The sequence below is a fragment of the Klebsiella sp. LTGPAF-6F genome (genome assembly GCF_001753185.1).
GTDB lineage: Bacteria > Pseudomonadota > Gammaproteobacteria > Enterobacterales > Enterobacteriaceae > Klebsiella > Klebsiella michiganensis.
Genome location: NZ_CP017450.1, coordinates 3,670,781 through 3,686,444 on the forward strand (window position 1 = coordinate 3,670,781; position 15,664 = coordinate 3,686,444).

The window sequence follows — 15,664 nt, forward strand, 5'->3', positions numbered from 1 at the left end:
TTAGCGGTCTTTCGGGTCGAGGGCATCACGCAGGCCATCGCCGATAAAGTTAAAACAAAACAGCGTTACCACCAGAAAACCGGCAGGAAACAGCAGCAGCCACGGCGATACTTCCATTGAGTTCGCGCCATCGCTGAGCAGCGCGCCCCAGCTACTTAACGGCTCCTGGGTACCCAGGCCGAGGAAGCTTAAGAAGGATTCAAACAGAATCATGCTCGGGACCAGCAGGGAGGCGTACACCACGACCACGCCAAGCACGTTAGGCACGATATGGCGGATAACGATATTGCCGGTTGAAACGCCGCCGACCTGCGCGGCTTCAATAAACTCTTTTCGCTTCAGGCTTAGGGTCTGACCGCGAACGATACGCGCCATATCCAGCCAGGAGACCATCCCAATGGCAACGAAAGTCAGCAGGATATTCTGGCCAAAGAAGGTCACCAGCAGGATGACGAAGAACATAAACGGAAAGGAGTTGAGGATTTCCAGCAGGCGCATCATCACTGAATCCACCTTGCCGCCCAGATAGCCGGAAAGCGACCCGTAAAGCGTCCCCAGAATCACCGCCACCAGCGCTGCAGCCACGCCGACCATCAGCGAGATACGTCCGCCGATCGCCACCCGCACCAGCAGGTCGCGGCCCGAAGAGTCGGTCCCAAAGTAGTGTCCGGACTCCATATCGGGGGCGCTGGACATCATGCCCCAGTCAGTATCGTAATAGGAAAACTGCGATACCATCGGCGCGATGGTGACAAAGAGCGCAATGATCACCAGCACAATCAGGCTGGCAACCGCAGCACGGTTATGCATAAAGCGGCGGCGGGCGTCCTGCCAGAGGCTGCGCCCCTCGACTTCCAGCTTTTCACTGAAGTTTTCCAGCGCCTCGTTGTTTTTCTTACTTAACATCATGGCGAACCCCAGCGTTAGTAACGGATCTTCGGATCGATAACGGCATACAGCACGTCAACAATCGCATTAAACAGAATAGTCAATGCGCCAACCAGAATGGTCAGACTGAGTACCAGCGAGTAGTCGCGGTTCAGCGCGCCGTTGACGAACAGTTGACCAATTCCCGGCAGGCCATAAATGGTTTCAATGACCATCGAGCCGGTAATAATGCCGACAAACGCGGGTCCCATATAGGAGAGCACCGGCAGCAGCGCGGGCTTTAACGCGTGACGCAGAATAATGCGGCGCATCGGTAAGCCTTTTGCCCGGGCGGTGCGAATGAAGTTAGAGTGCAGCACTTCGATCATCGAACCGCGGGTAATACGCGCGATACTGGCGATATAGGCCAGGGATAGAGCCACCATGGGCAAAATCATATATTGCAGCGCCCCGCCGTTCCATCCGCCGCCCGGCAGCCAGTGCAGCGTAATGGCAAATATCATGACCAGTAAGGGCGCGACCACGAAACTCGGTATCACAACCCCGGTCATTGCCACCCCCATTACGGCAAAGTCCCATTTCGTATTTTGCTTCAATGCCGCAATCACTCCGGCACTCACGCCAAGCACCACCGCGAGAAAAAACGCGGCGAAGCCTAATTTGGCGGACACCGGGAAGCTGGACGCCACCAGATCGTTGACCGAGTAATCTTTATATTTAAAGGAAGGACCGAAATCACCGTGCGCCAGCTGCTTCAGATAATTGAAGTACTGGGTCATGATGGGGTCATTTAAATGGTATTTTGCTTCAATATTCGCCATGACTTCTGGCGGCAGCGTGCGTTCACCGGTAAAGGGGCTTCCCGGCGCAAGACGCATCATGAAGAAAGAGATAGTAATAAGAATAAATAGCGTCGGAATCGCTTCCAGACAGCGACGTAAGATAAATTTTAACATTGCCCGTACCTTCTGGCGTGTGCCTTCAATAGTGCGATGAAATAAGACACCGTGAGGCAAGCGGTAACGCCTGCCTCACGTATTGCCATTAGTGCTTCACAATGTACATATTTCTTGTATACGTATTATCCAGCGGATCTTTGCCGGTATAGCCACCGACCCACGGTTTAACCAAACGGGCGTTGACATAATAGAAGACCGGTACGATGACGGAGTCTTTATCCAGCTGCTGCTCAGATTGCGCGTAAAGGTCCGCGCGTTTCGCGTCATCGCTGGTTTTCAGCGTTTCGGCGATAATCTTGTCGAAAGCCGGGCTCTTATAATGCGAGGTATTGTTTGAGCTGTCGCTCAGCATCGTATTAAGGAAGGAGGTCGGTTCGTTGTAGTCCGCACACCAGCCGGCGCGCGCAACATCAAAGGTGCCCTGATGGCGATTATCGAGGAAGGTTTTCCATTCCTGATTTTCCAGCTTCACGTTTACGCCGAGGTTTTTCTTCCAGATAGACGCCACCGCGATAGCCAGTTTTTTGTGCAGATCGGACGTGTTATAGAGCAGATTGAAAGTCAGCGGCTTATCAGCGCTATAGCCAGCTTCGGCCAGCAATTTTTTCGCTTCTTCATTACGTTTTTCCTGCGACCACTTGAACCATTCAGGCTCAATCAGCTTCATGCCATCGGTGTACGGCGGCGTATAGCTGTAGGCTGGCAGGTCGCCCTGATTCTTCACCTTATTGACAATAATGTCGCGATCCAGCGCCATCTTCAGCGCAGTACGCACGCGAACGTCGGTAAACGGCGCTTTCTGGTTATTGATTTCGTAATAATAAGTGCACAGATACGGATCGACGTGAACTTCTTTCGGGATCTCTTTTTTCAGTTTCTGGAACAGTTCGATCGGCATGTTGTTATAGGTCATATCGATTTCGCCGCTGCGGTAGCGGTTGACGTCGGTGACTTCAGAAGAAATCGGCAGGAAGGTGACCTGATTAATCACGGTTTTGGCGTTATCCCAGTAGTTGGTATTACGCTCCAGAACAATGCGTTCGTTAACAACCCAATCTTTTAATTTATACGCACCATTGCTGACGATATTGGCCGGCTGGGTCCATTTGTCACCAAATTTCTCAATAGCGGATTTAGGTACGGGTGAAACGGATGGGTGAACGAGCAGTTTGTAGAAATACGGCACCGGCTCGCTGAGGGTCACTTCAAAGGTATGATCGTCCAGCGCTTTTACGCCCAGATCGGTCGCGGGTTTTTTCCCGGCGATAATGTCATCAACGTTGGCTAAATGGCCATACTGCAGATAGCTTGCATAAGGAGACGCGGTTTTCGGATCCGCCAGACGCTGCCAGCTATAAACGAAATCTTGTGCCGTGACCGGCGTGCCGTCGGACCACTTTGCATCTTTACGCAGATGGAAGGTCCAGACTTTAAAATCCTTGTTGTCCCATTTTTCCGCAACGCCCGCGACCGGATGGCCGTCGAGGTCGCTCACCAGCAGCCCTTCAAACAAATCGCGGTTAATATTGGACTCCGGCACGCCTTCAATTTTGTGCGGATCGAGAGACTGCACTTCGGAGCCATTGTTACGTACCAGCGTTTGTTTGTCCGCCAGCTGTACCCCTGCCGGTACATCTGCCGCAACGGCGGCGTTGATGGTCATTAACGCAGAGAGGACTCCTGCGGCAACCAGGCTTTTTTTCGTGATGATGGTCATGTGTTTGTTACTCCAATCATTATAATTACTGGCTATTTAACCAGCCTGTTTTCTCTTTTCTGGATTCTGAACAGTGCAGGAGTTTATGCTGCTGTCAGAGAGTACTGCTTGCTATCACCGACTTATTTATTACGACCGCTCAAACGGCAGCCTTGACGTCGATTCTTGCCCCCCTGTCCGGGGGCGATGTAGTCCCGATGGGCTATATAATAAAAATTCTCATTTGCGTACATATTCCGCTAAAGATCACGCCGGAAAGTACCAAAACGCTTTATTGTCCGCCAATGCAATTTGCAAATATGTTACCGGATTCTCTTTTGTGGCCTTCTGGCGGCGAAGATTTATCACCCCTCGCGCATGCCAGAAATGATTAATATTCTATTTATCAATCAATTAGTATAAATATCTCGCACTATGTGCCCTGCATCGCCGAATAGATGCTTTTTTGTACGAAAATTTAACAATCGCTTATTATTTAGCACATTCATCTGCTTCATGAGTGAAATTACTAATATCATTTCAATTATCGGACGGCAAGCACCAGAGAATGGTGTGAGGAAAATAACAGTGATTAATGTGGGTAAAAGGTCGCGCTCGTGGCAAATGAAATGGATAACTTATTGATAATAAATAACAATATCAAAACATTAGAAAATAGTATCGCAGGTCGATAAATCTCTTTTTTTGATATGTTTTGCTGATAATGAGCAAACGCGGAACACGTTGTTCCGCGCGGCAACACAGGTTAATTCACAAGGCCAGGAAAGAGCGCCTTTATTCCGGTAACGATGAACTCGATGCCGAGAGCCATCAGCAACAGCCCCATAATACGGGTAATCACGTTAATGCCGGTTTGCCCAAGCAGGCGAACCAGCCAGGGGGCCATACGGAAAATGCCCCAGCAGCACAGCGCGAAAAGCGCAATCGCAACTGAAAATCCCACAAAATGGGCGATGCTATGGTAACGCGTGCCCCAGACAATGGTTGAACTGATGGCCCCGGGTCCCGCCATCAGGGGAAGCGCCAGCGGCACGACGCCGATACTTTCACGAATGGCCGTTTCTGATTTTTCTTGCTTGTTCTGTTTATCCTCGCCGAGCTTGCCGCTGATCATCGACATGGCGATGGTGACCACCAGAATCCCACCCGCAATACGGAAGGAGTCAATGGAAATACCGAAGATCTGGAGGATCGCATCGCCTAAAAACAGCGACGTGAGCAAGATAATGGCGACCGACAGGTTGGCTGTCAGGTTGGTTTTATTACGCACCGCCGCCGTCTGGTAGCTGGTCATACTGATAAAAACCGGGATAATGCCAACCGGGTTTACCAGCGCAAATAGCCCAATGAAAAATTTAAAGTAGGCTGAAAAATCAAACAATGATTGAATCACAGGGTGCTCCGCAGCATCATTAAAAATGGCTGTTGACAGTTACCGGCATAAAATATCCGCGAGAAGATACGCTGTTTGAAAGCATAATTCATCCCTGTTGACGCATAAGTGCATAATTTAAGCTCGGATGTTAGTTATTTGTTTCTGCAATGCTATTTAAGTCTTTAATTAGCATACCGTATCATTACACTTGATCAAACAGGTCAAAAAATGAACTGCTGAAAGGTATCAGCTTGGCTGATTATTGATTTAGATCACATAAATTGTACTCAGAAGTGAGTAACCTTGTTTACACACAGAAGAGGAGGCAAAGCAGCGGTACCTGAAAGAAAAAACAAAAGCTTTTTTAGTCAATCGGTGAAGTCAGAAGCACAAAATTCTTTACGTTAACATTTAAATGCAAGCCGTTAACACACTGTCTATACTGTCGAATCGAGCTACTGATTCACTAAAAAAGTTTAACATTATCAGGAGAGCATTATGGCTGTTACTAATGTCGCTGAACTTAACGCACTCGTCGAGCGCGTAAAAAAAGCCCAGCGTGAATATGCCAGTTTCACTCAAGAACAAGTAGACAAAATCTTCCGCGCCGCCGCTCTGGCCGCTGCAGATGCTCGAATCCCTCTCGCCAAGATGGCCGTTGCCGAATCCGGCATGGGCATCGTCGAAGATAAAGTGATCAAAAACCACTTTGCTTCCGAATACATTTATAACGCCTATAAAGATGAAAAGACCTGCGGCGTCCTGTCTGAAGATGACACCTTCGGTACCATCACCATCGCTGAGCCGATTGGTATTATCTGCGGTATCGTCCCGACCACTAACCCAACTTCAACCGCTATCTTTAAATCTCTGATTAGCCTGAAGACCCGTAACGCCATCATCTTCTCTCCGCATCCGCGTGCTAAAGATGCGACCAACAAAGCGGCTGATATCGTACTGCAGGCAGCTATCGCAGCCGGTGCGCCGAAAGATCTGATTGGTTGGATTGACCAGCCTTCCGTTGAACTGTCAAATGCGCTGATGCACCATCCGGATATCAACCTGATCCTTGCGACCGGCGGTCCGGGCATGGTTAAGGCGGCGTATAGCTCCGGTAAACCTGCCATCGGCGTAGGCGCAGGTAACACGCCTGTTGTTATCGATGAAACGGCTGATATCAAGCGTGCCGTTGCTTCCGTCCTGATGTCTAAAACCTTCGATAACGGCGTTATCTGTGCTTCTGAGCAATCCGTTGTGGTTGTAGATTCCGTATACGATGCCGTTCGCGAACGTTTCTCCAGCCACGGCGGCTATCTGCTGCAGGGCCAGGAGCTGAAGGCTGTTCAGAATATCATCCTGAAAAACGGCGCCCTGAACGCTGCAATCGTAGGTCAACCGGCGTATAAAATCGCTGAACTGGCCGGCTTCACCGTCCCTGTTTCCACCAAAATTCTGATTGGTGAAGTCACCGACGTTGATGAAAGCGAACCGTTTGCCCACGAAAAACTGTCTCCGACGCTGGCAATGTACCGTGCGAAGAACTTCGAAGACGCGGTTGATAAAGCTGAAAAACTGGTGGCAATGGGCGGTATCGGTCATACCTCTTGCCTGTATACCGACCAGGACAACCAGCCAGAACGCGTTGCTTACTTCGGTCAGCTGATGAAAACCGCACGTATCCTGATCAACACCCCTGCTTCTCAGGGTGGTATCGGTGACCTGTACAACTTCAAACTCGCACCTTCCCTGACTCTGGGTTGTGGTTCATGGGGTGGTAACTCCATCTCTGAAAACGTTGGTCCTAAGCACCTGATCAACAAGAAAACCGTTGCTAAGCGAGCTGAAAACATGTTGTGGCACAAACTTCCGAAATCTATCTACTTCCGTCGTGGCTCACTGCCAATCGCGCTGGATGAAGTGATTACTGATGGTCACAAACGCGCGCTGATCGTGACCGACCGCTTCCTGTTCAACAACGGCTATGCTGACCAGATCACCTCTGTGCTGAAAGCGGCTGGCGTTGAAACCGAAGTTTTCTTTGAAGTGGAAGCTGACCCGACGCTGACCATCGTTCGTAAAGGCGCTGAGCTGGCGAACTCCTTCAAACCAGACGTGATTATCGCGCTGGGCGGCGGTTCCCCGATGGATGCGGCGAAAATCATGTGGGTTATGTACGAGCACCCGGAAACCCACTTCGAAGAACTGGCGCTGCGCTTTATGGATATCCGTAAACGTATCTACAAGTTCCCGAAAATGGGCGTGAAAGCCAAAATGGTCGCCATCACCACGACTTCCGGTACCGGTTCTGAAGTTACGCCGTTCGCCGTTGTTACCGATGATGCAACCGGTCAGAAATACCCGCTGGCAGACTATGCCCTGACTCCGGATATGGCGATTGTTGATGCCAACCTGGTCATGGAAATGCCGAAGTCACTGTGTGCTTTCGGTGGTCTGGATGCGGTGACTCATGCCCTGGAAGCTTACGTTTCCGTACTGGCTTCCGAGTTCTCTGACGGCCAGGCGCTGCAGGCTCTGAAACTGCTGAAAGAAAACCTGCCAGCGTCCTACCACGAAGGTTCTAAGAACCCGGTAGCGCGTGAGCGTGTGCACAGTGCTGCGACCATCGCCGGTATCGCGTTTGCGAACGCCTTCCTCGGGGTATGTCACTCAATGGCGCACAAGCTGGGCTCTCAGTTCCACATTCCTCACGGTCTGGCGAACGCCCTGCTGATCAGCAACGTTATTCGCTATAACGCTAACGACAACCCGACTAAACAGACAGCATTCAGCCAGTACGACCGCCCGCAGGCACGTCGTCGCTACGCTGAAATCGCGGACCATCTGGGTCTGACTGCACCGGGTGACCGTACCGCAGCGAAAATCGAAAAACTGCTTGGCTGGTTGGACGAAATCAAAGCTGAGCTGGGTATTCCTAAGTCTATCCGCGAAGCTGGCGTGCAGGAAGCTGATTTCCTGGCCCACGTTGACAAGCTGTCTGAAGACGCATTTGACGACCAGTGCACCGGCGCTAACCCGCGCTACCCGCTGATCGCTGAGCTGAAACAGATTCTGCTGGATACGTTCTACGGACGTAATTACGTTGAAGGCAGCGTGGAAGAGAAAAAAGAAGTCGCGCCGGCTAAAGCTGAGAAGAAAGCGAAAAAATCCGCTTAATTCCACAGCCGTAAAGTCAGTAACGCTGAGCCCCATCTTTTGATGGGGCTTTTTTGTCTCTGTCGTTCAGCAGCCGGCAAAACGCCTCAGACAGCCGAAACGTATAATCAAGGGCCAAAGGCTTAGTAAATGAAAAAAGGCGCTGTAAAAGCGCCTGAGACGATTTAAAGGGTGGGTATTAGCCCCTGCGCTGTTTGTTCTGCACCGCGGTCAGTGAGCCTTCGCTCAGCGCCTCTTTATAATGTTTACGGCATACGGATACATAGCGCTCATTACCGCCAATCACCACCTGTTCCCCCTCATTGTAGGGCCGGCCTTCCTGATCGAGGCGCAAAACCATACTCGCCTTACGGCCGCAGAAACAGATAGTTTTTAATTCAACCAGCTTATCGGACCACGCGAGCAAATATTGACTGCCCGTAAAAAGTTCGCCGCGAAAATCCGTCCGCAATCCATAGCACAATACGGGAATATCGAGCTGGTCCACCACCTCGGACAGCTCGCGCACCTGCTCCCGGGTTAAGAACTGGCTCTCATCAACTAATACGCAGTGGATGGGTTGACGCTTATGTTCGTCTGCAATGTCGGTAAATAACGCAGTTTGGGTATTATACAACCGCGCCGGCGATGAGAGACCGATCCTCGAACTCACTTTCCCTGAACCAAAGCGGTCATCAATCTCTGCCGTATAAACCACCGTGCGCATCCCTCGCTCCTGGTAATTGTATGATGACTGCAACAGAGCGGTGGACTTGCCTGCGTTCATTGCTGAATAGTAGAAATAAAGTTGTGCCATCGGCCGCGTAACCCCAATCAATGTGTTTTTTAGCAGTAAAATTGTATCATATATTCACACGCTATCAGCCCTCGCCGTGCGGGTATTGCCGGGAACGTTCACTCGGCGGAGACCTGAAAGATTAAGCCTGTTAATTGAATGGTAATGCCTGCTATTCGTACGACCAGGCGGTCACGCAGACGTCACTATTGCCCTTTTGTGCTTATCAGCCATTTTCGGATAGCTATAACCGCGCTGGACAAGTGTTTTATATTAAACATCATCGTCGCTGCTGCGCTAATACCCACAATCATATTTATCCATGCAAAGTATAATTTTTCCCACCGCGCATCGGAAAAAGCATACTATCTCAGGGTTTTAGCTTATCCCTTCAGCCATCCTATAAGCGAAAAAGATGTGAACCCGCACATAAAATTTAAGTTAAATGAATTAATTCCCGAGACAAATAACAAGTTATTTTGACTTCCTTACATTCTCCCCTATTGCACATCTGAATTTATCGCTCTATTATTAGTCCAACAAACCACCCCACAATATAAGTTTGAGATTACTACAATGAGCGAAGCACTTAAAATTTTGAACAACATCCGTACTCTTCGTGCGCAGGCAAGAGAATGCACCCTTGAAACGCTCGAAGAAATGCTGGAAAAATTAGAAGTTGTCGTTAACGAACGTCGTGAAGAAGAAAGCGCTGCGGCTGCGGAAATTGAAGAACGCACTCGTAAACTGCAGCAATACCGTGAAATGCTGATCGCTGACGGTATTGATCCTAATGAACTGCTGAGCACCATGGCGGCAGTTAAAGCGGGAACTAAAACCAAGCGCGCTGCACGTCCGGCTAAATACAGCTACGTTGACGAAAATGGCGAAACTAAAACCTGGACTGGTCAGGGTCGTACTCCGGCAGTGATCAAGAAAGCGATGGATGAGCAAGGTAAATCTCTGGACGATTTCCTGCTGTAATAAGCTATCGTGTCCGTTTAAAAATCCCGCTGCGGCGGGATTTTTTTTATCCGTTATTCGGGACCGGTTCCGGGCGGGCATAAAAAAACCGGGAAACGAATCTCGCTCCCGGTTTCGCATTCTGCCGCGAACGATTACTTCGCTACGGCTTTATCCAGCCAGGCTTTAAATTCAGCGCCCAGGGACTTGTGGCGTACGCCATATTCAACAAAAGCCTGCATATAACCCAGCTTATTACCGCAGTCGTGGCTCTTGCCTTTCATATGATAGGCTTCTACCGTTTCTTTTTCGATCAGCATATCGATGGCGTCGGTCAGCTGAATCTCATCGCCGGCTCCCGGAGGGGTTTTCGCCAGCAGTGGCCAAATATCCGCGCTCAGCACGTAACGACCGACAACCGCCAGATTAGAAGGCGCTACGTCCGCTTTCGGTTTCTCGACGACACCAACCATCGGTACGCTCTCACCCGGCTGCAGGGCCAGGCCTTTGCAATCGACAACGCCGTATGCGGTAACGTCAGCAACCGGTTCAACCATGATCTGGCTTGCGCCGGTCTCATCGAAACGAGCGATCATTTCGGCCAGGTTGTCGCGAGACAGATCGGATTCATATTCATCAAGGATAACGTCCGGTAAAATAACCGCGACCGGCTCATCACCCACTACCGGGTGCGCGCACAGCACAGCGTGGCCCAGACCTTTAGCCAGCCCCTGACGGACCTGCATAATAGTCACGTGCGGCGGACAAATAGATTGGACTTCTTCCAGCAGCTGGCGTTTTACGCGTTTTTCCAGCATCGCTTCCAGTTCAAAACTGGTATCGAAATGGTTTTCAATCGAGTTTTTCGAAGAGTGCGTAACCAGAACAATTTCGGTAATCCCGGCGGCAATACATTCGTTAACAACATATTGAATTAATGGCTTATCTACCAGCGGCAGCATTTCTTTCGGAATAGCCTTAGTAGCGGGCAGCATCCTGGTGCCTAATCCCGCAACCGGGATGACAGCTTTTCTTACTTTTGAATTAAGCGCAGCCATTGAAATCTCCTGGACTGTTCGTTTTTTAAACTTCTCGTTAATAATATGGTATCGAGTATATCAGCCTGCTCAGTCAAAGCTGTTCCGAAAAGGATTAGATATCTTCGAATTAGGAATTTTACGCATTAAACCCGGCGATAGTACCACCACAAAAGATCGCGTGGTAATCCCACGAGCCTAAAAATAAGCACGATTGTTCACTCCGTGGTCAACATCAGGCGTAAACGTCCGCCAGCCCCCCAAATTTGGCACTGCCATGATGCGCAGCGTTGACTAATTTGGTTGAGGTATGCATTACCTAAAGTGCCTAACGGAACGCCATTACTAATCTGAATTTGATGTTCTCCCGTATTCAAGGTGCCATTCAAACCCGCGGAGACTAAAATTAAATTCTTCAAGCCGCTGTGGTAATACCCTACCAATAATGGGAATTGCCCGGGTAAGTTTGCCTGCCGCAGCAATTGGTTAACCTGTTTTAGCAGGCTGCCCATCTCCGGCAAACGCTGCCCCTGATGAGCGAGCTGCTCCTGCAGTAACCCATTAAACAGCGCGCGCAGCAATAGGGCCGCCAGAACGCCATTATCACCTGCTCGTGTGACATCCAGACAATAAAACGCCAGATCGTTTTCTGATAGCGGCGCAATATCGAGCACGAGCCCTGGCTTATCGACAGAGACAAGCTGGCGATAGTGAATACGGCAACGCGACATCTCCTGCTGCACCGGCGGCTGGAGCTCCTGAAGCAGCCTCGACGCCGCGCTAGGATCGCTTACCAGCGCATCCCAGTCCTCAAACAGGCGCTCTTCTTCTTCGACACGCGAATTAAACATATTGGGATAGAGGCAGGCATACACGGTTTCTCGCAGGCGATCGAAATCCTTAACCGGTTTGAGCAGGATATCCTGAACGCCCAGGCGCAACGCTTTGGCGATGTCCGCCATATTTTCCGTCGCTGAAATCATCAGAATCGGCAACTGCTCGCCCTGGTTACGCACATGTTCTACCAGCTGCAGGCCGTTCATTCGCGGCATGGAGATATCGCAAATCATCAAATCGGGTTTTGACTCCGCCATTTTTTGCAGTGCATCCATACCATCTTCCGCCTGTACGATGGTCGCACCAAGCGAAGCTAACCAGGTGTGCATAAGAGAGCGGAAAACGGGTTCGTCTTCAACTATCAGAATCTGTTTTCCCGCCAATGGCTGCGTCATGATCTCTCCCCTGACTGACGATAATTTAATAGTGGCATGATATTCACGCTACCGCCTGTCAGAATTTACTTAAGTATGCATCAAATGCGCTCCACGGGGGTACGCACTAAAGGTAATAGTTCATCCATTTTCTTTTCCACTGCCAGATGTCCGGCGGCGATAGCTTCGCTGGCCCGGTGGAAATCAAGCGTGGAGATTTGTGGACAAAAGGGCTGAATCAGGATATCAGGCGGGTCGCCCGCCATACGGTTTCGCTTAAGGCGATTCTCCAGAACCTGAATTGACGTCGACATGATTTCCATCGCCGTTGGCGCCCTCGTCGCCCGACGTGACGTCATACGCGCCAGGCGAGTGCGCAGCCGCGAATGCCACGAAAAATCTTCCTCGCTCTCCGGACGAGGCACCTCCATTGACAGCAAATCCTGCTGCATCAGATGCGCATCGTGCTGCAAATCAACGGCAATGACGATATCCGCGCCCATGGCGCGAGCCAGAGACACCGGCACGGGGTTAACCACCGCGCCATCCACCAGCCAGTAGCCATTATGCATCACCGGCGCCATCAAACCCGGCATACTGCAGGACGCACGGATCGCCAGATGCAGATCCCCTTCCGTAAACCACAGTTCACGACCGGTGCTTAAATTCGTTGTGACCGCCGCGAACGGACGTTCGCAGCGCTCGATCTCGCTGACGGGCATGAGTTTGCGGTATTGACTAAACACGCGCTCGCCCCGCAGCAGGCCACCCCGTTGCCAGGAGAGATCCATTAACTTCAGTACATCCCAGTTACTAAAGGAGCATACCCATTTCTCCAGGGCCGGAAGCCGATTGCAGGCGTACGCCGCTCCGACCAGCGAGCCAATGGAGCACCCTGCGATAACATCGACGTCGATACCCGTCCGCCGTAAGGCATTAATCACGCCGATATGCGACCACCCGCGAGCGGCGCCAGCCCCTAACGCCAGGCCAATTTTAAGCTTTCTCATGAGTACCGAAACATATCCTTCCACTCCGGGCATGGCATCATCGCCATACCTCAGTTAACATAATGCGCTTTGGCGGCGTAGCGCCGTCTTTCTTTTTCCTGTGGAGGCCGTTTTGTCGCCATTATGCCCCTGTGGCAGCGCTCTGGAGTATAGCTCATGTTGTCAGCCTTATCTGGCTGGCGCGCAGCTGGCGCCAGATCCGTCACAGCTGATGCGCTCCCGCTATAGCGCGTTTGTTATGAAAGACGCCGACTATCTGATTAAAACCTGGCACCCCTCCTGTCAAGCGCAGCAGTTTCGCGCAGACCTGGAAAACGGTTTTACCCGCACACAGTGGCAGGGTCTCACCGTCTTTGCCGCCGAGACGGGCAAGAACCCGGATGAAGGCTTTGTCAGCTTTATCGCTCGTTACGCTGACGATAACCGCTCCGGAGCCATTATTGAACGATCCCGATTCTTAAAAGAAAACGGACAGTGGTATTATATTGACGGCACGCGACCGCTAATCGGTCGTAACGATCCCTGCCCTTGCGGTTCAGGTAAAAAATTTAAAAAATGCTGCGGTCAGTAAGCCAGCAGCAGAAATAGCAAACACTACAGGATTTTCCCCGCGATGCATTCACAACAACGTAAAGTACTGCGCACTATTTGCCCTGATCAGAAAGGCCTCATCGCGCGTATCACTAATATCTGCTACAAGCACGAACTGAATATCGTGCAGAACAATGAGTTTGTTGACCACCGAACCGGCCGCTTCTTTATGCGTACCGAGCTCGAGGGTATTTTCAATGATTCAATCCTGCTGGCGGACCTCGACAGCGCGCTGCCGGAAGGTTCAATTCGTGAACTCAATCCAGCAGGGCGCCGCAGGGTCGTCATTCTGGTCACCAAAGAGGCGCACTGCCTCGGCGATCTGCTGATGAAAGCTAACTACGGCGGCCTGGACGTAGAAATCGCCGCCGTCATCGGCAATCACGAAACGCTACGCTCGCTGGTTGAACGGTTTGATATCCCCTTCCAGCTGGTGAGCCATGAGGGTTTAACTCGCGAAGAGCATGATAAACAGATGGGCGACGCGATCGCCGCCCTTGAGCCGGATTACGTTGTGCTGGCGAAATACATGCGGGTCTTGACCCCAGAGTTTGTCTCTCGTTTCCCGAATAAAATTATTAATATTCATCACTCATTCCTGCCGGCTTTTATCGGCGCGCGTCCGTATCACCAGGCCTATGACCGCGGGGTGAAGATTATTGGCGCCACCGCACACTACGTGAACGATAATCTGGATGAAGGCCCAATCATTATGCAGGACGTCATTCACGTCGATCATACCTACACCGCGGAAGATATGATGCGCGCTGGCCGCGACGTCGAGAAAAACGTTCTGAGCCGTGCGCTGTATCAGGTTCTTGCTCAGCGGGTATTTGTTTACGGTAACCGGACGATTATTCTTTAATCTCAGGGAAATGAATTGATTAGCTTTGCACCTTTACGGATAAAAAGCAGGCAAACAGCTTCATTTCCCTAAAGGAATGCTTTACAGGGGCGTCTCATTTGATATGATGCGCCCCGCTTCCAGCAGGAAGCAGGCCAGTAAATAGCATTACCCCGTGGTGGGGTTCCCGAGCGGCCAAAGGGAGCAGACTGTAAATCTGCCGTCATCGACTTCGAAGGTTCGAATCCTTCCCCCACCACCATTCTTTACCACGTTGTTGTGGTAATACCGATGAACGTAAACGATGTTTGCACTTATCGGGAAGGGTGAGAATCTTCGACCAAGGTTCGAGTCGAGCGAAAGCGAGACAACGTTGCCGCAGGCAACGGCCCGAAGGGTGAGGAGCGAAGCGACGAATAATCCTTCCCCCACCACCATCTCTCAGCTTGACCTCAAAATTTGAATTACCCCTGGTGGGGTTCCCGAGCGGCCAAAGGGAGCAGACTGTAAATCTGCCGTCATCGACTTCGAAGGTTCGAATCCTTCCCCCACCACCATCACTTCTAGTCGTATTGAATTCACACTTCGCTCAGTGCCCCATACCCATCCCATGCGGGAAGGATGAGAAGCTTCGACTAAGGTTCGATTCGAGCGGAGCGAGAAAGCGTTGCCGCAGGCAACGACCCGAAGGGCGAGGCGCAACGCGCCGAGTAATCCTTCCCCCACCACCATCACTTCTATGTCGTATTGAATTCACACTTCGCTCAGTGCCCCATATCCATCCCATGCGGGAAGGATGAGAAGCTTCGACTAAGGTTCGATTCGAGCGGAGCGAGAAAACGTTGCCGCAGGCAACGACCCGAAGGGCGAGGCGCAACGCGCCGAGTAATCCTTCCCCCACCACCATCACTTCTATGTCGTATTGAATTCACACTTCGCTCAGTGCCCCATATCCATCCCATGCGGGAAGGATGAGAAGCTTCGACTAAGGTTCGATTCGAGCGGAGCGAGAAAGCGTTGCCGCAGGCAACGACCCGAAGGGCGAGGCGCAACGCGCCGAGTAATCCTTCCCCCACCACCATCACTTCCCTGCAGTACCTCAGCAAAATCAAATTATCAA

At 51.1% G+C, this 15,664-nt stretch carries 12 protein-coding genes, 2 tRNA genes and 4 other RNA genes; 10 read left to right on the forward strand and 8 right to left on the reverse strand.

The window, feature by feature from the left end; translation table 11 throughout:
- The 4 genes from oppC to BJF97_RS17180 all read right to left on the reverse strand — a co-directional run bounded on the left by oppC (position 1) and on the right by BJF97_RS17180 (position 4,957).
- On the reverse strand, positions 1 to 909 hold the full coding sequence (gene oppC, locus BJF97_RS17165; protein ID WP_032694076.1) for an oligopeptide ABC transporter permease OppC: 909 nt from the start codon (positions 907 to 909) through the stop codon (positions 1 to 3).
- A gap of 14 nt (positions 910 to 923) precedes the next feature.
- Entirely contained in the window at positions 924 to 1,844 is a 921-nt protein-coding gene (oppB, locus tag BJF97_RS17170; protein WP_004851825.1) for an oligopeptide ABC transporter permease OppB, read from the reverse strand.
- An 88-nt stretch (positions 1,845 to 1,932) separates the two neighbouring features.
- Positions 1,933 to 3,564, reverse strand: a complete 1,632-nt coding sequence (oppA, locus tag BJF97_RS17175) for an oligopeptide ABC transporter substrate-binding protein OppA (RefSeq protein ID WP_004851828.1) — start codon at positions 3,562 to 3,564, stop codon at positions 1,933 to 1,935.
- Between the two features lie 745 nt (positions 3,565 to 4,309).
- On the reverse strand, positions 4,310 to 4,957 hold the full coding sequence (locus BJF97_RS17180; RefSeq protein ID WP_004851832.1) for a YchE family NAAT transporter: 648 nt from the start codon (positions 4,955 to 4,957) through the stop codon (positions 4,310 to 4,312).
- Positions 4,958 to 5,437: 480 nt separating this feature from the next.
- On the opposite strand from BJF97_RS17180, the gene adhE reads away from it, so the two are divergent.
- Positions 5,438 to 8,113: a bifunctional acetaldehyde-CoA/alcohol dehydrogenase gene (adhE, locus tag BJF97_RS17185; protein WP_014229738.1), complete on the forward strand. Its 2,676-nt coding sequence runs from the start codon at positions 5,438 to 5,440 to the stop codon at positions 8,111 to 8,113.
- A gap of 178 nt (positions 8,114 to 8,291) precedes the next feature.
- Here adhE and tdk read toward each other — a convergent pair whose 3' ends face one another.
- Positions 8,292 to 8,909, reverse strand: coding sequence for a thymidine kinase (gene tdk, locus BJF97_RS17190; RefSeq protein WP_032694077.1), 618 nt, complete (start codon positions 8,907 to 8,909; stop codon positions 8,292 to 8,294).
- 555 nt (positions 8,910 to 9,464) lie between these two features.
- Here tdk and hns point away from each other — a divergent pair.
- Positions 9,465 to 9,872 carry a histone-like nucleoid-structuring protein H-NS gene (gene hns, locus BJF97_RS17200; RefSeq protein WP_004121719.1) on the forward strand — a complete coding sequence of 136 codons (408 nt, stop codon included), beginning with the start codon at positions 9,465 to 9,467 and terminating at the stop codon, positions 9,870 to 9,872.
- A 134-nt stretch (positions 9,873 to 10,006) separates the two neighbouring features.
- On the opposite strand, the gene galU is transcribed toward hns, so the two are convergent.
- The 3 genes from galU to rssA form a co-directional block, all read right to left on the reverse strand.
- Positions 10,007 to 10,909, reverse strand: coding sequence for a UTP--glucose-1-phosphate uridylyltransferase GalU (galU, locus tag BJF97_RS17205; protein ID WP_004851836.1), 903 nt, complete (start codon positions 10,907 to 10,909; stop codon positions 10,007 to 10,009).
- Between the two features lie 197 nt (positions 10,910 to 11,106).
- The gene (rssB, locus tag BJF97_RS17210; RefSeq protein ID WP_004851838.1) at positions 11,107 to 12,120 is read right to left on the reverse strand and encodes a two-component system response regulator RssB; all 1,014 of its coding nucleotides are present in this window, start codon (positions 12,118 to 12,120) and stop codon (positions 11,107 to 11,109) included.
- An 80-nt stretch (positions 12,121 to 12,200) separates the two neighbouring features.
- Positions 12,201 to 13,109, reverse strand: coding sequence for a patatin-like phospholipase RssA (rssA, locus tag BJF97_RS17215; RefSeq protein WP_014229740.1), 909 nt, complete (start codon positions 13,107 to 13,109; stop codon positions 12,201 to 12,203).
- Positions 13,110 to 13,221: 112 nt separating this feature from the next.
- Here rssA and BJF97_RS17220 point away from each other — a divergent pair, with 112 nt between their 5' ends.
- The 8 genes from BJF97_RS17220 to BJF97_RS17255 all read left to right on the forward strand — a co-directional run bounded on the left by BJF97_RS17220 (position 13,222) and on the right by BJF97_RS17255 (position 15,625).
- Positions 13,222 to 13,680, forward strand: coding sequence for a YchJ family protein (locus BJF97_RS17220; protein WP_014229741.1), 459 nt, complete (start codon positions 13,222 to 13,224; stop codon positions 13,678 to 13,680).
- Positions 13,681 to 13,722: 42 nt separating this feature from the next.
- Positions 13,723 to 14,565, forward strand: a complete 843-nt coding sequence (purU, locus tag BJF97_RS17225; protein WP_004121732.1) for a formyltetrahydrofolate deformylase — start codon at positions 13,723 to 13,725, stop codon at positions 14,563 to 14,565.
- A 156-nt stretch (positions 14,566 to 14,721) separates the two neighbouring features.
- A tRNA-Tyr gene (locus tag BJF97_RS17230) sits at positions 14,722 to 14,806 on the forward strand.
- 43 nt (positions 14,807 to 14,849) lie between these two features.
- Positions 14,850 to 14,981, forward strand: a non-coding RNA gene (locus tag BJF97_RS17235) — RtT sRNA.
- A 35-nt stretch (positions 14,982 to 15,016) separates the two neighbouring features.
- Positions 15,017 to 15,101 (forward strand) — tRNA-Tyr (locus tag BJF97_RS17240).
- Between the two features lie 43 nt (positions 15,102 to 15,144).
- Positions 15,145 to 15,275, forward strand: a non-coding RNA gene (locus BJF97_RS17245) — RtT sRNA.
- 44 nt (positions 15,276 to 15,319) lie between these two features.
- Positions 15,320 to 15,450, forward strand: a non-coding RNA gene (locus BJF97_RS17250) — RtT sRNA.
- A 44-nt stretch (positions 15,451 to 15,494) separates the two neighbouring features.
- Positions 15,495 to 15,625, forward strand: a non-coding RNA gene (locus tag BJF97_RS17255) — RtT sRNA.
- Positions 15,626 to 15,664: the final 39 nt, after the last annotated feature.